16 protein-coding genes are annotated in these 18597 nt (G+C 71.3%); 8 read left to right on the top strand and 8 right to left on the bottom strand.

The window, feature by feature from the left end:
* Positions 1–125 precede the first annotated feature (125 nt).
* From AQJ67_RS19225 to AQJ67_RS19205, 5 genes are all read left to right on the top strand, one after another.
* A complete protein-coding gene (locus AQJ67_RS19225) occupies positions 126–635 on the top strand; it encodes an SRPBCC family protein (RefSeq protein WP_062720232.1) in 510 nt (169 codons plus the stop codon).
* Positions 628–2247 carry a phytoene desaturase family protein gene (locus AQJ67_RS19220; RefSeq protein ID WP_062720231.1) on the top strand — a complete coding sequence of 540 codons (1620 nt, stop codon included), beginning with the start codon at positions 628–630 and terminating at the stop codon, positions 2245–2247. Before AQJ67_RS19225 ends, AQJ67_RS19220 begins: the two co-directional genes overlap by 8 nt.
* Before the next feature lie 90 nt (positions 2248–2337).
* The gene (locus AQJ67_RS19215; RefSeq protein WP_062720230.1) at positions 2338–3219 is read left to right on the top strand and encodes an SDR family oxidoreductase; all 882 of its coding nucleotides are present in this window, start codon (positions 2338–2340) and stop codon (positions 3217–3219) included.
* A 28-nt stretch (positions 3220–3247) separates the two neighbouring features.
* The gene (locus tag AQJ67_RS19210) at positions 3248–3736 is read left to right on the top strand and encodes an MSMEG_6728 family protein (RefSeq protein WP_062720541.1); all 489 of its coding nucleotides are present in this window, start codon (positions 3248–3250) and stop codon (positions 3734–3736) included.
* A 33-nt stretch (positions 3737–3769) separates the two neighbouring features.
* Positions 3770–4672, top strand: coding sequence for an oxygenase MpaB family protein (locus AQJ67_RS19205; protein ID WP_062720229.1), 903 nt, complete (start codon positions 3770–3772; stop codon positions 4670–4672).
* Here AQJ67_RS19205 and AQJ67_RS19200 read toward each other — a convergent pair.
* The 8 genes from AQJ67_RS19200 to AQJ67_RS19165 form a co-directional block, all read right to left on the bottom strand.
* On the bottom strand, positions 4660–7257 hold the full coding sequence (locus AQJ67_RS19200; RefSeq protein ID WP_062720228.1) for a TIR-like protein FxsC: 2598 nt from the start codon (positions 7255–7257) through the stop codon (positions 4660–4662). The two genes, AQJ67_RS19205 and AQJ67_RS19200, sit on opposite strands and share 13 nt — an antisense overlap.
* Positions 7254–8282, bottom strand: coding sequence for an AAA family ATPase (locus AQJ67_RS19195; protein WP_244190514.1), 1029 nt, complete (start codon positions 8280–8282; stop codon positions 7254–7256). Before AQJ67_RS19195 ends, AQJ67_RS19200 begins: the two co-directional genes overlap by 4 nt.
* On the bottom strand, positions 8279–10573 hold the full coding sequence (locus tag AQJ67_RS19190) for a VMAP-C domain-containing protein (protein ID WP_062720226.1): 2295 nt from the start codon (positions 10571–10573) through the stop codon (positions 8279–8281). Before AQJ67_RS19190 ends, AQJ67_RS19195 begins: the two co-directional genes overlap by 4 nt.
* Positions 10557–11795 (bottom strand): lipase family protein, encoded by a 1239-nt coding sequence (locus AQJ67_RS19185; protein ID WP_063807343.1) that lies wholly within the window; start codon positions 11793–11795, stop codon positions 10557–10559. The genes AQJ67_RS19190 and AQJ67_RS19185 overlap by 17 nt, the downstream gene beginning before the upstream one ends.
* 166 nt (positions 11796–11961) lie before the next feature.
* Positions 11962–14151 carry a catalase/peroxidase HPI gene (gene katG / locus AQJ67_RS19180; RefSeq protein WP_062720224.1) on the bottom strand — a complete coding sequence of 730 codons (2190 nt, stop codon included), beginning with the start codon at positions 14149–14151 and terminating at the stop codon, positions 11962–11964.
* Between the two features lie 216 nt (positions 14152–14367).
* Positions 14368–14814: a DUF2267 domain-containing protein gene (locus AQJ67_RS19175; RefSeq protein ID WP_107122925.1), complete on the bottom strand. Its 447-nt coding sequence runs from the start codon at positions 14812–14814 to the stop codon at positions 14368–14370.
* Between the two features lie 108 nt (positions 14815–14922).
* The gene (locus AQJ67_RS19170) at positions 14923–15318 is read right to left on the bottom strand and encodes a DUF2267 domain-containing protein (protein ID WP_062720222.1); all 396 of its coding nucleotides are present in this window, start codon (positions 15316–15318) and stop codon (positions 14923–14925) included.
* 99 nt (positions 15319–15417) lie between these two features.
* Positions 15418–15849, bottom strand: coding sequence for an Hsp20/alpha crystallin family protein (locus AQJ67_RS19165; RefSeq protein ID WP_062720221.1), 432 nt, complete (start codon positions 15847–15849; stop codon positions 15418–15420).
* 127 nt (positions 15850–15976) lie between these two features.
* Between AQJ67_RS19165 and AQJ67_RS19160 the strand changes: the two genes are divergently transcribed.
* The 3 genes from AQJ67_RS19160 to AQJ67_RS19150 all read left to right on the top strand — a co-directional run bounded on the left by AQJ67_RS19160 (position 15977) and on the right by AQJ67_RS19150 (position 18490).
* Entirely contained in the window at positions 15977–16627 is a 651-nt protein-coding gene (locus AQJ67_RS19160; protein WP_062720220.1) for a hypothetical protein, read from the top strand.
* Positions 16628–16711: 84 nt separating this feature from the next.
* Positions 16712–17170 (top strand): SRPBCC family protein, encoded by a 459-nt coding sequence (locus AQJ67_RS19155; protein ID WP_062720219.1) that lies wholly within the window; start codon positions 16712–16714, stop codon positions 17168–17170.
* Between the two features lie 216 nt (positions 17171–17386).
* On the top strand, positions 17387–18490 hold the full coding sequence (locus tag AQJ67_RS19150) for a beta propeller repeat protein (RefSeq protein ID WP_244190513.1): 1104 nt from the start codon (positions 17387–17389) through the stop codon (positions 18488–18490).
* The last annotated feature ends 107 nt before the right edge of the window (positions 18491–18597 follow it).

The raw sequence follows: 18597 nt of genomic DNA, 5'->3' as shown, positions 1-18597 counted from the left end.
TGACTGCCCTGGGTGACCACTGGCGGTGACCACCCGCGGTGAAGTTCGTGCTGGTTCGTCCTGTCGCAGACGGGCACTCGGGCGTGGCTGCCGGGCAAACCCGGCCGGGCACGCCGGAGGTATCCATGGCCGTACGCCATCGTCTGATCCAGGTCGACCCGGACGCCGTATGGTCCGTCCTCGCCGACGGTGAACGGTACGCGGAGTGGGTGGTGGGCACCTCGCGGTCGTCCCCGGTCGACGGCCAGTGGCCCCGCACGGGCGCCGTGATCCGCTACGAGGTCCGGCTCGGCCCCCTCCAACTGGTCAACGAGACGGTCGTCCGCCGCTGCGAGGAAGGCGTGTGCCTTGAGCTGGAGGCGCACGCCGGCGTACTGGGCACGGCACGCATCGCGATCGAGCTGCGGCCCTGGGGCGAGCACTGCCTGGTGATCGTGGACGAGCATCCGCTCCAGGGAGCGGGCGGGCGGCTGCACAACATGGGCTTCGAGGCGCTGATCCAGCTGCGCCACCGCGCCATGCTCGCCCGGCTCGCCCGACTGTGCGAGAGCGAGGCCAAGGACGCCGTCCGCGGACCCGCGAGGACCCCGGTCACGTCGGTGGCGCCCGGCGAGGACGGAGTCGGCCATGCCTGACGCCGTGGTGATCGGCGCGGGCCCCAACGGCCTGGTGGCCGCCAACGTCCTGGCGGACGCCGGCTGGAGCGTCGAGGTCCTGGAGGAGCAGCCGGAACCCGGCGGCGCGGTGCGCCACGACCACGGCGTCGACCCCGCCTTCGTCAACGACGTGTTCAGCTCCTTCTACCCGCTGGCAGCCGCCTCCCCGGTCCTGGACGCCCTGCGTCTCGAGGACCACGGGCTGCGCTGGAGCCACGCGCCCAGCGTGCTGGCCCACCCCCTCACCGACGGCCGCTGCGCCGTACTCGACCGCGACGTCGGCCTCACCGCCGCGTCCCTCGACGCCTTCGCACCGGGTGACGGAGCCGCCTGGGAGCACCTGCACGGCCTGTGGCAGCGCGTGTACCCCGATCTTTTGGACGCCCTGTTCACCCCCTTCCCACCCGTCCGGGCGACCGCGCGGCTGGCGCTGCGCCTGAGGGCCGCGGGCGGCCTGCGCATCGCACGTTCCCTGGTCCTTCCGGTGCGCCGCCTGGGGGAGGAGGAGTTCCGCGGTCAGGGCGGACGCCTGCTCCTGGCCGGGAACGCCCTGCACGCCGACCTCGCTCCGGAGTCGGCCGGCAGCGGCGGCTTCGGTTGGCTGATGGCCATGCTCGGACAGACGTACGGCTTCCCCGTACCTGCCGGCGGCTCCGGAGCCCTGACCCACGCGCTGACCCACCGCCTGAAGACCCGGGGCGGCCAGGTGCGCTGCGGGCAGCGCGTCGAACGGATCGTCGTCCAGGGCGGACGGGCCGTCGGCGTGCGCACGGCCGCCGGTGACGGGGTACCGGCCCGCCGGGCGGTGCTGGCGGACGTGTCGGTGCCCGCCCTGTACGGCGAGCTCCTCGACGCCGAGCACGTGCCCGCGCAGCTCCTGAACGACCTGCAGCGCTTCCAGTGGGACTTCGCCACGTTCAAGGTGGACTGGGCGCTGGACGGCCCGGTGGCGTGGGAGGCCGAGCCGGCGTCCCGGGCCGGCACCGTGCACCTCGCCGACGGCGTGGACGAACTCACCCGCTTCGCCGCGCAGATAGCCATGCGGCAGGTCCCCGACCGCCCCTTCCTGGTGTTCGGCCAGATGACCACCGCCGACGCCTCCCGCTCCCCGCTGGGCACCGAATCGGCCTGGGCCTACACCCACGTCCCCCGCGAGATCGCGGCCGACGCCGCCGACGAGGGTATGACCGGGAACTGGGACACCAAGGACCAGGAACTCATGGCCGACCGCGTCGAACGCCAGGTCGAACGCTTCGCGCCCGGCTTCCGCTCCCTGATCCGCGCCCGCCGCATCCTGGCACCGCCCACCCTCGAAGCCCTCGACAGCAACCTGAGCGGCGGAGCCATCAACGGCGGCACCACCGCCCTCCACCAGCAGCTCGTCTTCCGGCCCGTACCCGGCACCGGCCGCCCGGAGACCCCGCTCCCCGGCCTGTTCCTCGCTTCCGCCGGGGCCCACCCGGGCGGCGGCGTACACGGCGCACCGGGAGCCAACGCCGCCCGCGCCGCACTGCACCGCCACCGGCCACCCGGCCTCGCCCGCGCCCAACGGCTCCTGTCCCGGCGAGACCGCACGGGAGCCAGGCACTGACTCCGCAGACACCGATCACCGACCCCCACGGAGGGGACCAGCTTCCAGACACGGCGTCCATCCGACTCCATCCGAGAGGAGGAGCAGCCGGTGCGTACCAGCCCGCTCGCCGACCGCACGGTCGTCGTCACCGGAGCCGCCCGCGGCGTGGGCGCGGCGCTGGCCCACGAACTCGCCCGACGCGGCGCCCGGGTCGCCGTCCTCGGCCACGAGAAGACCTGCCTGGAAGCGGTCGCCGCCGCCCTGCCGGGCCCCGCCCTGGCCGTCGAGGCCGACGTCACCGACCTCGCCGCGCTGACCGCCGCGGCCCACACCGTACGGTCCGTCCTCGGCCGCCCGTCCGCCGTGGTGGCGAGCGCCGGCATCGCCGAAGGCGGACCCTTCCTCGCCTCGGACCCGGCCGCCTGGCGCCGCGTCGTCGACGTCAACCTCACCGGCAGCGCCCACACGGCCAGGGCGTTCCTGCCCGACCTGTTCGACACGGCCGGTTACTTCCTCCAGATCGGCTCCCTCGCATCGATCGGCGCCGTTCCCCTGATGAGCGCCTACTGCGCGTCCAAGGCGGGAGCCGAGGCCTTCGCCCACTCCCTGCGCGCGGAGGTGGCGCACCGCGGGGTGGCCGTGGGCATCGCCTACCTCAACTGGACGGACACCGACATGATCCGCGACGCCGACCGCTACACCGTCCTGCGCGAACTGCGCACCCACATGCCCCCGCCGGCCCACCGCGTGCACACCGTCGACACGGTCGCCGTCCACCTGGCCAAGGGCATGGAACGCCGACGTACGGCCGTGTACGCACCGGCCTGGCTGCGCGTCGTCCAGCCGGTGCGCGCCGCCCTGCCCGCCGTGGTGCTCCGCGTGTCGCGCCACGAGCTGCCCCGCATGCCGGACCCCGAGCCCTCCGAGTACACCGGCCCCCTGGGTGCCGGCGGTCTGGCCGACCGCACGGCGTCCGAGCGGCGCGCCTGACACCGCGTACGAACGGAGCCGACGACGGATGCAGACCTTCCTTCCCCACCCCGACTTCCGGCAGACGGCCCTGCTCCTGGACCCGCGCCGACTCGGCAAGCAGCGGGTCGAGGCCCTGCAGATCCTGCGCGGCCTGACCGTCCCAGGCTACGGATGGCGCCGGCACCCCGCCGTACGGATGTGGACCGGTTACGAGGAGGCACTCGTCCGCTACGGCCTGGAGATCTGCCGCGTCTGGCGGGAACAGGGACACCCGGACACCTGCGCCGCCTCGCTCGTCGCCGACCTGGCCGCACACCGTCCCGGCACCACGGTCCGCGACCAGCCGCAGCTGGCCGCCGCCGACGAACTGCCGCCCTGGCTCGGCGACGAGGCCTTCCACGAGAGCCACCGCTCGGCCCTGGTCCGCAAGGACCACGAGACCTACGCCGACCTGTTCCCCGGCGTACCCGACGACCTGCCCTACGTATGGCCGGCATCGGACCGTGCACCACGGCAGACCCCCACCGCCCGGTGAGCCACACTGGCAGCAGGAGAGGGGAGGCCGACCGTGCTGACCGCAGTCCGCGAACAACTGGGCAAGGCCCTGTTCCGGCGCGTCGCAGGACCCGACGGCCCGGTGACACGCGCCCGCATCCACCACACCCCCGGCCCGCGCTGGTTCGGCCCCGACCGCCCGATCCGCACGGTCCACGGGGACACCTCGATGTTCATCGGCGGGCTGAGCGCCCTGCTGCTCCAGTCCCTCCATCCGCTCGCCATGGCGGCGGTGGCCGGGCACTCCGGCTACCGCGGCGACCCATGGGGCCGACTGCAGAGAACCAGCACCTTCCTCGCCGTGACGACCTACGGAACCGCCGCCGACGCCCAACGCGCGATCGACCACGTCCGCGCCATCCACGAACACATCCGCGGCACGACCACCGACGGCACGCCCTACCACGCGGCCGATCCGCACCTGCTCGGCTGGGTCCACGCCGCCGAGACCGACAGCTTCCTGCGCGCCCACGAACGCTACGGAGCCCACCCGCTCGACGCCGCCGCCTACGACGCCTACGTCGCCGACACCGCGCGGGTCGCCGAAGCACTGGGCGTGGCCGACCCCCCGCGCGACCGCCACGAACTCGCCGAACGGCTCACCGCCTACCGCCCCGAACTGCGCGCCACCCCCGAGGCCCGAGCCGCCGCCCGCTTCCTCCTCTTCCAGCCACCCCTGCCCCTCGCGGCACGCCCCTTCTACGGCGGACTCGCCGCCAACGCCGTCGTCCTCCTCCCACCCTGGGCCCGCGCCATGCTGTGGCTGCCCCGCCTACCGTTCGTGGAGGACCTCGCCGTACGTCCCACCGGCCAGGCCCTCACCCGAACCATCCGCTGGGCGATGACCCCACAACGCCCATCCGCCCCGCACGAGGTGCTGCTCGACGGTGGTTCGCAGACCGGTCAGTCTTCCTGAGCACCCGGCTCGGGGCGGATTCGGAAGCGGTGCGTCTCGGACCCGGGCTCTGGTTCTGAGCGCGGGTCGGGCGTCGCCGGCGCCGCGAACGCGTCCGCCACCGTGGAGAGACCGGTCGGCTCGCCGTACTCCACGACGACCCCCTCGCCGACCCCGACGATGCGCCGGGCCAGATGAAGGACGGCCTTTTGGTAGGCGTCGCGGAACGAGCTGAGTTTCATCAGCCCGTACAGGCCGAAGGTACGGTAACGCTCCCCCAGATCCGGATGCAGGTACTGCAACTCCCGTGCTGGGACGGGGAGTTGATGATCGGGCACCGGGGACCACAGCGCCGGGACGATCGCGCTTGGCCGGCCGCTGGGGTCGTCGACCCGATAACGCGCCTCGCGCTGGGAGAACGCGGCCCACTCCCTGCCGCACCAGGAGCTGATGAAGTACCGAGGGGAGTAGAGCGGTACGAATACCCGGCAGGTGGCGAGGGCGTCGGAGAGCTCGCTGCCCCAGACCTGCCCAGCCCGCATCGACCGGTCCATGAACCCCGCTGATCCCACGGGCACGCTGGTCATGTTCGTGATGTGATCGCACAGATCGCGGAAGAATCTGGCGACCCAGAGGTCGGGGTCGGCGTCGTCCGAGTGAGCCCGGGGGAGGTGGGCGTAGCTCAGGAAGAAGTACGGAGCAGTCTCTCTCGCCTCCTCGTGGGCGCTGACCGCCGAGCTCGACGAGGGCCGTTCCGGCTTGGTCCGGCGCAAGGCCGAGATCGCCGTCCGATAGGTGCCGGCCAGCTCCGGCCGCCCCAGTTCCCGTGCCAGGGAGTCGAGCACGCGTTGCAACTCGGCGTAGTCACCCGAACGATCGACCACGCTCTCCTGGGCCGCAGCCTGGAGGAGCAGGTTCGCCACGCGCTGGGCGTCGGCGGACCCGGAGCCGGCGGCGACCGCCTCGTGGACCCAGTCCAGGCGCGGGCCGTGGATGCGGTCCATGAGCGAGTTCAACTGGCGCGTCAAGGAGCTGAGGGAGGCCTGTCGGCCCGCCCCGAGGGGTCCCCCTGCCGTGGGCCCGGCCGGGCCGGCGCTCCCCAGCGGCAGGTCGGTCCGCGCGCGCAGCGCTCCCTGCCGGTCCGAGACGAGGGCTGCCCCCGCCTGGATCTCCCTGTGCTGCTGCGCCAGGTATTCGGTCACATACTGCTGCGTGGCGCGTTCGTCGGAGCGCCGCACCAGTTCCCGCAAGGGCTCCGCGACGGCCGGAGGGAACGCGAAGGAGCGCCGGTCCCAGGGCATGGCCTCATGCGGGAGCGGGTCCGCCCCGTCCGCCGTCACGGGCTCGTACGGCGCCAGCATGCCCGCGAGGAACACCTCGGCCAGATGCTCGGGACCCGACTTCGGCACCGCGGCCCGTTGCACGAGCCTCATCAGCGGAACCGTCAACGCGCTTCCCGCGCACGCGAGATGAGCGGCCAGCCGACGAGCGCCGTCCGAGGCCAGGGCGAGGAACTCCTCGAGCGCGTCCTCCTCGGACAGCTCGCCCTGGTCGTCGCCCGGCACCGCAACCGGCCGTGTGCGTAGCTGCTCCGGGTCGTAGAAGTGGAGGGCCTGCTCACCTGCGGGTGCCCCGACCAACTGCGCCCAGGCCCGGGCCGATGTGCCACGCATGACGTCGATCACCGGGACCGGCGGCGACGGGAGAGGCAGGATGCCCCGGGGCAGCCGGGGGTGGCGCAAGCGGATGTGGCGATTGGGAGCGGCGGGTCGGGGGGCCGAGGCCATCAGCCGCACGGTAGGCAGAGCCGTGCCCGACCACATGTCCTCGGGCAGCACGTGGAAGATCGCGGCCGGGCCCTTCGCCGCCCAGCGCAGCGCGTGTTCCTGCGCCACACCGCTCTGCCACGCCTGCCCCACCGCGTCGGTGAGGACCATGACGAGACTGCGGTCGCCGGCGGCGGGCTGCGCGGTCGGGGCGTTGTGCCGGAACGGCTCGGCGGTGAACCGCACCTGTTCCGGGTCGTCGGTGTTCATGCCCAGCAGCCGCGTACGACGGAACGCCTTGAGCCGGTGGAACTCCTGGTGCAGTTCCTTCGCCACGTCATGCCATACGGCCATGGAGATGCCGTCGTCGACGATGAAGGTCAGGTCGAGCAGCGGCTCGCGCGTCGGGGCGAGGATGATGTCGCGGAAGCCGTCGGCGAGTGCCGCCACCGTGGCCCCGATGTCCAGGTGGAAACGGGTGCGAGAGCGGACCGTCGAGCGCAGGGGGCGCAGCGCCCGGGCCAGACCCCGGGCGTTGGGGAGAGCTCTCGGTGTGGGGATGCGCGTCGGAGAGACCGTCACACCCGATGTCCCCGACCAGTCCACCGAGGCGTAGAGGACACGGCTGTCTGCCTGCTCCGCCCCCGTGGGGTCCCGGTCTTCGCTGCCACTGTCGAACCCCGGTGAGCCGGGTCCGCCCACCGCCAACGGCCCACCGCTGAGCGGCCGGTGGAGCGCTCCGCGCTGCGGCTGCACCGCCAGCCACAGGATGTCGGCCAGCTCCTCCGGCGTCGGGTCGTATCCGGCGGTGGCGAGGGCCGCGCGCAGAGCAGCGATCACGGCGTGTCCGTGTTGTCGAGCGGCCGGAGCACGGCGTTGAGCACGTGCGGATCGAGGCGGACGGTGCTCAGCCGCAGATGGATGGCATTGAGCAACTGATCGGTGGCCAGCCTCCCGTGGCGCCCCGCCTCCCCGAACTTGTCGATCATCTCCTCCACGGCAGCCAGAGTCTCCTCGTCCGCCCCGCTGAAGTCCTCCCCGAACTGGGCCTTGACCACGTCCTTGAGGTGATCCGGTTCGGGATCCCGCAGGTCGAGACGCACACAGCGCCGCAGGAACGCCGGTGGGAAGTCCCGTTCGCCATTGCTGGTGATGACGACGACCGGGAATTCCTGGCAGTACACCCACCCCTCGACCACGGTGGCCGAGGAGGCGGTGGTCGGCGCAGACTCGGCGGGTGCCCCGTCCGTGTCCGGTGCCTGGTAGGGGGCGGGGCGGGTGAGCGAGACCTGGGCCGTTCGGTCGCCGGTCTCCAGAGCCTGGCGGCTGAGTTCCGGGATCTCGAAGGCGCCGTCCTCGAACACGGTCAGGAGATCGTTGGGCAGATCGATGTCCCCCTTGTCCAGTTCGTCGATCAGCAGCACACGGGGGCTGCCGGCCGCGGACGCCAAAGCGCTGCCGAGCGGGCCCAGCACCACGTACTTCTCCACCGGCAGACGGCGACCCGACTGTTCGGGCGCGGTGGCGTCCCTCAGACGGGCCACGGCGTCGTAGCGGTAGAGCGCTTCAGTGAGGACCGAGCGTGAGTTGACGGGCCAGTGCAGGACGTCACCGAGGCCGAGGTCGTCCGCGACGGCGTACGCCAGAGACGACTTGCCGACGCCGGGGAAGCCGGTGACCAGGAGGGGCCGCCGCAACTGGAGGGCCGCGTTGACGACATCGGTGTCCTCGGGCCTGATCACATAATGCGGGCGCTTCGGCCGCTGGGGCCCGAACCGCCGCCAGGGCGGGCCGGGAGGCAGCCGCACCGGCAGCGTGGCATGAGGGTGGCCGAACAGCCCATGCGGGGAATCGGTATCGGTCACGGTCGGGGGATCCTTCCGGGAACGCGGGGGCGGATCCGTGGGGGCAGACGGCCCGGATCGTCCCACAGGAGAACCAGATCATTCCTGCCGCGTGCGCACACGTCGTCCGCATCGCTGCGCAACTGCCGGACCTCCTCGGGCAGATGGCCCGGATGGACGATCGTCCGCAGGTCGGCGAGGTCGTCGTCGCACCTTCGGCCGTCGATTCGGCGATGCCAGGTCATGACGGGCACCCCAGCCTCGGCGCAGTAGGCGAGCGCCGGGGTGAACTCCTGCCAGGTACCGGTGAGTTCGACGCACCCGATGTGCGGCTGCTTGTCGAGGGCGGCCTTGAGGGCCGCCAGGTCGCTCGCGTCCTGCCGAAGCCAGTGGTGGTCGCCGGGAGCGTCGTTGCGGTGGCACGCGTCCCATCGGTGCTGCCAGGGCGTGCGGCGCCCGGAGCAGCGGACGACGACCGTCGCGATCTGCCCCAGCGGGACACTGTCCACCTCGCGATGGCAGACGGGGATCCGCTCGACCTGGAGCTCCAACTGGTTGTGCGGCAGGAAGAACTCCACACCGAGGTCGATCTGCCCTTCCGCGCCCTCGTGCCGCATGTCGATCAACGGCTCGATCAGCTCCGCGAGGGCCAGCTGGGTGTGTCGCCAGGTGGAGAATTCCGTCCCGGACGGGCACGGCAGGGCCTGCGGGGATCTGTTGACAGGATCGATGAGCCAGGCGGAGTGGACATAGCGTGCGCAGCCCGTCCCGGCCTCCGGATCATCGACGTCGAGACGCACCAGCAACCATGCCTTGTTGTTACGTCGGCGTACCGCGTCCTGCCGCGCCGTCGCGAGCCGGGACGCCAGGGCCCCGCCGTGTCCCGTCCGGTGAGCCACACGGGTGCCCCACTCCACGAGACCCGCGACATCGTTCCCACGCGCCTCCGCCTCGGCGGCCAGGAGCGAGGTGAACCGGAACAGCGGGGGGATCGCCCCGGTGTCCTTACGACACCCGGCGGCCTCCAGCGAACGCACCAGCGCATCCGTGTCCCCGGTCGCAGCGACATGATGGCGCAGCCTCCTGTCGTACAGCGCGGTGGCACGGGCATCGGGCAGTCCCGGGGCGGACAGCAGACCGACGAGCCGGGAGTGCTCCTCGCTCGTCAGGAACTCGTTGGGGCGCAGATCCCGCCCTGCCTCCCGGACCGTGCGCAGCGCCTCGGCGTCCACCCGGGCCTCCGGGAGGACGGTCAGCACGTCGACCAAGGTCGGCACCCCGTGCGGCGTCCGGGCCGCGGCGGTGACGATCTGCTGGGCCGTCGGTTCCCGCGCACCGACGCTCACCGGCACCACGACGGGCACCCGCTGCCTGAGCCGTGCGGCACAGGCCTCGCGTGCCGCCCCGTAGGGCAGGGCCGCGTCCAGGAGCGCCGCAAGACGCTGCTCCTCGACCGTGGGCGGTACGAGGAACTCGCCGGTGGCGATGGTCCGCCCGTCCCAGTTGCGCCGCAACAGGCTCGGTTTCTGCCAGGTCAGCCGCTGCTCGCGCAGCGCCTCGAACTCGACGTCGACGCGGTCGCTGACGCGGTGGAGGTCCGGCAGGACATCGCCGGTGCCGTCGTCGAGGAACCGCAGCAGGGCACGGGGGAAGAGACTGGCGGCCTCACCCCGGGGCCGCTGCCCGTCCCGTGGCGCGACGCGTGCGCGCTGGCCCGTGCTGCACGCGTGCATGACGAACAGACCGCGCTCGGTGACGTAGCTGTGCCGGACCCCCACCTCGACCTTGCTGATCCAGTCCTCGCGCGGCTGGTTCTGGCAGGCGTTGACGGCGACGGCGACCTTCGGCACCCCCCTGCCCTCGCGTACTCCCACCCTGGTGGACTGAAGGGCGAGCTGAAGCGCGTCCACATCCACCACCCGCTTCGTGTCCACCGAACTGTCCGACAGCACCAGCACATGACTGCCGCTGCTGTCGATCAGGCCGTGACCCGACCAGAACACCCACAGAAGGTCGGCTTCCAACTGCCGCAAACCCTCCTGCAGATGACGTGCGACGACAGCCGAAGAGGCAACCTGAGGCCGCACGCCCGCGGGGAGGACGGGGGCGTCCTCCGGCCCGGGCAGACTGGAGGCGAGCGGCGCGGCGAAGAGCGTGACATTCGTGTCGGGCACCCCGCACCTGTCGACCAGCCAGGCTATGAACGCGCAGGCGTCCGCGTAGGGACCCGAGACGTTCCACTCACTGTCCTCGTACTCCTCGACCGCGACGACCAGTGCGTGAGTGCGTCGCGGATCAATCGAGCGGGGCATCGAAGAGCTCTCTGTCCAGCCACTGGTAGAACGGGGCGTGATCCCAGTAGGCGGAGTGCGCGCGCAGCAGCGGGCGGCGCGTGTTGAACGCGACGTCCCTGACCCGGTCGGCGCCGAAGACCCCGGCACCGACGTACGCGAGCGGGTCGCGGGGGTCGTACACGTTGATCCAGCGTTCCGGGAAGAACGGCGGCAGCGGATCACCGAACGACAAGGAGGTCAGGGCGTCCAGCTCGTACAGGAACGGGGCCTGGGATCCCACCGTCACCACGGCCTTGACGCGGTCGCGGTGATCCTCCGTGGCCAGCAGGTCGACGCACGCCACGCCGCCCAGGCTGTGGGCGAGGATGACCACCGGCGGTGGCGCGTCCCGCAGAACCTCGGAGATGTGCCGGCGCAGTCCCTCCCCCCGGGCCTGATAGCGCAGGATGTCGCCGATGGGCGGCGCGGCCTCACGGCTGAGGTCCGACCGGCGTCGGCGCACCCGCCACGAAGCCGTCCACTCCGCGCTGCGCCAGAACGGCAGCCACACCGGCCGCGTCACATCCGAGACGATGCCGAGCGCCGCACCCGGCTCGCCCAGCGCCCTCAGCAGAACGTCGAGCAGGGCGTCGAGGGCGTTCCCGTCGAGGCTCGCTCCTGCGGAGTCCCATCGCCGGTCCGCTGCGGCGAGTGCCGCGGCGAGCACGGCACGAGCCGCGAGCTGACGCACCGTCGACAGCGGTGCCGTCGACTCCCGAAGGGTCGTCGCGAGGATGCCGGACACCTCGTCCGCGGCGTCGGCGAGTTCCTCGATGAGCAGTCCGTGCATCTCCGCTGTCGCCCTGACGGCGACGTTGTCGCGCAACTCGTCGAGGCGGGGGCACAGGTCCTCCGCCGGTGTCACGTCCCGGGGCGCGTACTTCCTGCCGCGGCGCTCTTCCTCCTCGGCGAGCAGGAGCAGTTCGGCGAAGGGGTCGGCGTCCAGCAGGGCCCAGGAGGCCAGACGTACGTCTTCGGCAGGCGGATCCGAATCCGGAGCCCGTGCCTCGTCCTCTCCGGGCCGGGGCGGCAGCGACGAGCCGTCGCGGTGGAGGCGCGCGCCGTGCGCTTCCCCCCAGAAGCAGCGCACCAGCTTCAGATCGCGGTTCAGTCTCGCCAGATTCCCCGAGACCAGATCGAAGAGCGACGCGTAGCCGTCTTCGCGGACACCGGTGCCATGCACCAGGACAACGCTTGTCATTACAACCCCCCGTGGCCGTCCCCTGCGGTCAGTGTGGCAGAGCCGCACCCCATACGAACCCCATTGGACAGAACGGACAACGCATGCCCCGGAGCGGAACCCCGGCCGGCGGGCACGCGTGCTGTTGGGGGGGAGTACGCGTGCCCGCCGACCGGGGACATCAGGCTCAGGACAGGTCGAACCGATCGAGGTTCATCACCTTGGTCCACGCGGTCACGAAGTCACGTACGAACTTGGCTCCCGCGTCCTGGGCCGCGTAGACCTCCGAGACGGCTCGGAGCTGGGAGTTCGAGCCGAAGACGAGGTCGACCGCGGTGGCGGTCCACTTGAGGTCACCCGTGGCGCGGTCCCGGCCTTCGAACACGTTCTCGTCCGAAGTGGACGTCTTCCACTGCGTCCCCATGTCGAGCAGGTTGACGAAGAAGTCGTTCGTCAACGTCTCCGGCCGGCTGGTGAAGACGCCGTGCGAGGAGCCCTTGAAGCCGGTGCCCAGGACCCGCATGCCGCCGATCAGCGCGGTCATCTCGGGAGCGGTCAGCGTCAGCAGATTGGCGCGGTCCAGCAGGAGGGTCTCCGGTGACAACTTCTCGCCGACCCGCAGGTAGTTGCGGAAACCGTCAGCCTTGGGTTCGAGTACGGCGAACGACTCCACGTCGGTCTGTTCCTGAGAGGCGTCCGCGCGTCCCGGGGCGAACGGCACCGTGATGTCGTGACCGGCGTTCTTCGCGGCCTGCTCGACCGCCGCGCACCCGCCCAGGACGATCAGATCGGCGAGCGAGACCTTCTTGCCGCCGGCCTGGGAGCGGTTGAAGTCCTGCTGGATCTGCTCCAGTTTCTGCACGGCCTCGGCCACCTCGGGCACGCGGTTGACCTCCCAGTCCCGCTGCGGCGCGAGCCGGATCCGTGCCCCGTTCGCCCCGCCGCGCTTGTCGGTGCCGCGGAAGCTCGCCGCCGCCGCCCAAGCGGTGGTGACCAGCTGGGAGACGGACAGTCCCGAGGCGACGATCCTGCTCTTGAGGGCGGCGATGTCCTCGTCCGCGACGAGTTCGTGATCGACCGCGGGTACGGGGTCCTGCCACAACTGCGGCTCGGCGACCCACGGGCCGAGGTAACGCGTGACGGGCCCCATGTCGCGGTGCAACAGCTTGTACCAGGCCCTGGCGAAGGCGTCGGCGAGTCGGTCCGGGTTCTCGTGGAAGCTCTTCGAGATCGGCCCGTACACCGGATCCAGCTTCAGCGCGAGGTCCGTCGTCAGCATCATCGGAGCGTGCCGCTTCGACGGATCATGAGCGTCGGGCACCGTGTCCCGCGCCGCAGGATCCGTGGGCGTCCACTGCTTGGCACCCGCGGGGCTCGTCGTCTGCTCCCAGTCGTACCCGAACAGCGTGTCCAGGTAGCCGTTGTCCCACTTGGTCGGTTCGGGGGTCCACGCGCCCTCGAGCCCACTGGTGAGCGTGTCGACGCCTTTGCCGCTGCCGTACGTGTTCCGCCAGCCGAGGCCCTGCTGCTCGACGGGGCAGGCCTCGGGCTCCGGACCGATGTACTCGGGGTCGACGGCGCCATGGCACTTGCCGAAGGTGTGGCCGCCGACGATGAGCGCGACCGTCTCCTCGTCGTTCATCGCCATCCGCCCGAACGTCTCGCGAATGTCGCGGGCGGCGGCCAGCGGATCCGGATTTCCGTTCGGCCCTTCAGGATTGACGTAGATCAGCCCCATCTGCACGGCACCGAAGGGAGTGGCGAGTTCCCTGTCGCCGCTGTAGCGCTCGTCTCCGAGCCAGATGTCCTCGGGACCCCAGAAGATTTCCTCGGGTTCCCAGATATCCTCTCGTCCGAATCCGAATCCGAACGTCTTGAACCCCATCGATTCCATGGCACAGTTGCCGGCGAAGACCAGAAGGTCGGCCCAGGAGATCTTCTGGCCGTACTTCTGCTTCACCGGCCAGAGCAGACGGCGTGCCTTGTCGAGGCTCGCGTTGTCCGGCCAGCTGTTGAGCGGAGCGAAGCGCTGAGCACCGCTGCCGCCACCACCGCGACCGTCGGCGACACGGTACGTGCCCGCGGCGTGCCAGCTCATCCGGATGAAGAGCGGCCCGTAGTGCCCGTAGTCGGCAGGCCACCAGTCCTGAGACGTCGTCATCACGTCGATGACGTCCTGCTTCAGCGCGTCGAGGTCGAGGGTGGCGAACTCGCTCGCGTAGTCGAAGTCCTCGTCCATCGGATTGGAACGGGACGAGTGCTGGTGGAGAATCTGAAGGTCCAGCTGATTCGGCCACCAGTCCCGGTTCGTCCTGGGCCGGGTCGCCGTCGGGGTCGGGGACGCGATTGCTGGGTTTTCGCTTTCGCTGCCGGACACGTACGTCCTTCTTTCTGTTCTGGTGTTTCCGCGCGCGATGCCGATGATCGTGAGGTGTCGGCGTTGTCCGTATGGTCGCTCACCACAAAGCAGACGGCGACGAAACACGCAGAGCACGCCCGCACAACAACCGGGCGGGAAGGGGCTGCTTTTCCCGGCCGAAGTGCGACGGGCGGCCGCTTCCGGCGGGGCGGGGCGGCTGGGGCGTGGGCGGCGTCAGGCAGCTTCCTTGACGGGCTGGGGGAGTTCGGCGCGGCCGAAGAGGAGCGCGTAGCCGGAGGGGAGCCGGCGCAGGACGCGGGTGAGCAGTTCGGGGCCGGCCAGGGCGGCGACGGTGGTGAGGACGGAACCGGTGTCCCAGCGGGTCGTGGCGAGGGAGGCGCCGGTGCGGGCGGCGAGGTCCTTGACGAACGCCCAGCCGGTCAGCGGCTCGGTGTCGGGGATCTGTTCGGCCAGGATGCGTGCGGCTTCATGGGGGAGGCATGCGGCGAGTTCGACGCGCTCGTCGCCCGTCAGCTGGCGTCCGAGTCCCGCGACGACCAGGCGGACGGCTTCCTCGGCACGTTCCCGGGTGGGGTAGGCGCCTTCGTAACGGACCTTCTCCAGCATCTGCGCGAACGTGGGCACGGAGGTCTGCTGGAGTGCTGCACGCCGGTCGGGCATCACTGCGGTGTTCGCCTTTCTGTCGGTCTGGGTGGCGGTGCCCGGCAGGGGCGCGCGGGCACCGGATGCGGTGGGTGGTCAGAGGTGGTCAGAGGTGGTCAGAGGTGGTCAGGTGGGCCGGGTGCTGCCGAAGAGCAGGTCGTAGCCCGCGGGGAGCTGGAGCAGGATCTGCCCCAGCAGGTCATCGCCGGCGGCGTCGGCGACCGTGCTGAGGACGGCGCCGACGTCCCAGGCCGCGGTCTGGGCGGTGGCTCCCTCGATCCAGGCCGCCGTAGCCCGCACGAACCGCTCCGGTGACAGCGGTTCGGCGCTGTGCATCGGGTTGAGCAGGATCAGCGCGAAAGCCTCCGGCAGGCGCGCCGCCAACTGCGCGCGCACCTCGCCGACCAGGTGCGCGCCCAGCAGGGCGAGCACCACACGGGACGCGCGCTCTGCCTCTTGCCGGCTCTCGTACTCGCCGCGCTCCCGCACTTGGTCGAGAAACGCTTCCCGTCGCAGTGTCACGCCGGCCGCCCCCTCTCTCGGGTCGGGCGGGTGCGCAGGACGGGTGGTGACCCGTTCAGGTGCCCGTCCTGCGCCGCCGATGGTCCCGGGTCGTCCGGCTCAGCCAGAGATCTCCTTGCGGGAGGACTCCCCGCCGATAGCGATCTTGCGGGGCTTGGCGCGCTCGGCGATCGGGATCCGCAAGGTGAGCACCCCGGCGTCGTAGTCGGCCTTGATGTGCTCGGTGTCGAGGGTGTCGGCCAGCACGAGCTGCCGGGAGAAGACACCCAGCGGCCGCTCCGACAGTTCCATCTGCACGTCGTCGGCCTTCGCCACGGGCCGGCGCTCGGCCCTGACGGTCAGCATGTTCCGCTCGACGTCGATGTCGATCGCCTCGGTGCTGACGCCGGGAAGGTCGAAGGCCACGACGTACTCGTCACCCTCGCGGTAGGCGTCCATCGCCATCGTGGACGGCCGCGTCCAGGTGCCCGGGCTCATCAGCTGCTGGGTCAGCCGGTCGAGCTCGCGGAAGGGGTCGGTGCGCATCAACATCGTGAAACACCTCCAGAAGGTTCAGGGCAGTAACTGCCAATGCGCCTCGTGAATCCGTTGTAACATGTCATCCAATGGATGACAATCGCGATGTCGTCGAAAGGATGACAACCGGAGAGGGGTGCTCATGACAGCGTCAGGCCGGCCGACCCAGCCCCAGCCCTCGCCCCCCACCAGCACCAGCCCCCAGGACCCGGCCTCCTTCCTCGCGGCCGCGGCGGCCCTGGAGACCATCAACCACGCATTGAGCGCTGCCCAGCACGAAACATCCGGCGCCACCCCCGACGCCCAGCCCACCGAGGCGGAGCAGGCGCTGGCCTCTCTCCTGCTGCTGCGGCGGATCCGCGAACAGCTCGCCGGATGGGAAACCGGCCTGATTGAGACGGCCCGCCACGCGGGCGCCAGCTGGGCCGACCTCGCCCACCCCCTCGGGGTCGCCAGCCGCCAGGCCGCCGAACGCCGCTACCTGCGCAACCGGCCCGGCCCCGCCGGCACCACCGGTGAGCAACGCGTCCAGGCCACCCGCGAACGCCGCGCCGCCGACCGCAACCTCGCCGCCTGGGCCCGTGACAACGCCGCCGGACTGCGCCGCATCGCCGGCCAGATCACCGCCCTCACCGACCTGCCCACCGCCGCCCGCCGCCCGCTCGACCAACTCCACGAGGCCCTCGCCCAGGACGACCCCACCGCCCTCATCCACCCCCTGAACGCCACCCGCCCCCACCTCACGACCGGCCACCCCCACCTCGCCGACCAGATCGACACCCTCCTGGGGTGAGCGGCGAGTGCTCGGTTCGATGACCGGCGTCTCTTGTAGAGAGCGAGCTGGTGGGTACTCGCGGCCTTGAAAGGAGGCAACGAGATGAGCACGGTCAAGGAAGCAGTGGAGGTCGAGGTCCCCCTCGGTACCGCCTACAACCAGTGGACGCAGTTCGAGGAGTTCCCGAACTTCATGGAAGGCGTCGAGGAGGTCAGGCAGCTCGACGACCGCCACAATCACTGGACCACCAAGATCGGTGGGGTACGGCGTGAGTTCGACACCGAGATCGTCGACCAGCTCCCTGACGAGCGGATCACGTGGCGCACCACCAGCGGTGACACCCGGCAGAAGGGCACGGTCCGGTTCCAGCGAGTGGACGACACCCACACCCGGGTGGAACTCGTGATGGACGTCGAGGCGAGCGGTGCCGCCGAGAAGGCCGCCGATGTGCTGGGGACCATCGACCGGCGCGTCAAGGGCGACATGCGGCGCTTCAAGGACTACATCGAGCACCGGGGGAGTGAATCCGGAAGCTGGCGCGGCCGTATCACGCCCGGTTGAGCGTGCCTTTGTCCAACGGTCGGGGTGGGGATGCTGCGGGGGCCGTCGGCTCTTCGTATCCCCAACCCGGCTGGCTGCAACGGCACACCGTTTCCCTTCCAGCGGAGACCGCGCTGCTCGTGTGAGGATGCGGCGATGGTGTGGCTTGGGAAACGCGGGGAACGCGGGAAACGCCCTGACGGGCGTGTGGTCGTGATTCCGGTTGCGTTTGCGGTGGTGGCGGGTGCGGCACTGGCCCTGACTGCCTGCGGCCCGGACGTATCCAGCGGCGTCGGCGTCGGCGACGGGGCGGCGGGGGACCGCGAGGCACGGTACAGACGTGTCATCGAAGACCCTCACCCGAGCCCTGCCGATGTCATCGAGGCGGCGGGCGCGCCTACCGGCGTGGTCCGCGCGGACGACGGCTCCCTGCTGTTGACGTACCGCGCCGACAATGTCGAGGACGACGAGGGACCCGCCGCCACGGCCTGGCGGATCGTCGGCCCGGACGGCCGTACGGTCGCCGAGCAGGCGGAACACGCGAACGCGGAGGCGGCAGCGCCCGCGTTCAAGGGCGTGCGCGGGGGCTTCGTGCGGGTGCCACCGGGAGAGGACGCCGAGGGCGCGTACGCTCTCGACCTACGCGGCGAGCGACGCGAAGTCGTGGTCACCGGCGGCACGTCGGCCCCTCGCCCCGGTGACGTCCTGCTCGCCGAGATGGAACCGTCCCTCATCTACCGCCCTGCCACGCGTACCGTCGCGCCCCCGGCCGCGGTACCGGAGGACGCTGTCAGCCTCGCCGTGGACGAACGCGGCACTGTATGGAGCCTGAACCAGCCCCTGACCGAAGACCCCGAGCGCGTCGTACGGCAGCGCGAGGGCCGCACCCTCGGCTCCCGGGCCGTCCCGAAGCCGTACACAGGAGGCACCCTCGTCGCGCGGGGCGGGACCGCGGCGCTTTCCCTCATCCACGGCGAAGCCGTACGCGGCCTGCTGGTGACGACGGACGGCGGCGCGCACTGGCGGACGCTCCTCGACGGCGGCATCCCCTTCCGGGACTTCGAACATGACCCGGAGTCACTGGTCCTTGACCTGCTGGCGGACGGACGGCTGCTCGTCGGTGAGGAAGGCGGCCGCTACTGGCTCGCCGCCGACCGCGCCAACCGCGCCTTCCACGAGCTGAGGACACCGGCGGCGTTCACCTCGCTGACGGTCGAGGGAACCGTGCTCTACGGCATCGCGGACGCGACGACGGCGACGTACGACCTGGTGAAGGGCGAGGGGCTGTGGATCTCCCGCGACGGCGGCCGCGGCTGGCGGCGCTACGAGCAGCGCGGATAGGGGCCCCTGCAAGGCCGGGCGCCGCGCAGGGCGCGGGCAGGGGGCAGGACTGGGGGCTTGCCCGGCACGACATGCCGGACAGGCCCCCGGCCTCGAAGAGAACTAGC

Source organism: Streptomyces caeruleatus (assembly GCF_001514235.1).
Classification (GTDB): Bacteria; Actinomycetota; Actinomycetes; order Streptomycetales; family Streptomycetaceae; genus Streptomyces; species Streptomyces caeruleatus.
The sequence above is the reverse complement of the archived record's forward strand: the minus strand, read 5'-3'. Positions and strand labels throughout refer to the sequence as shown.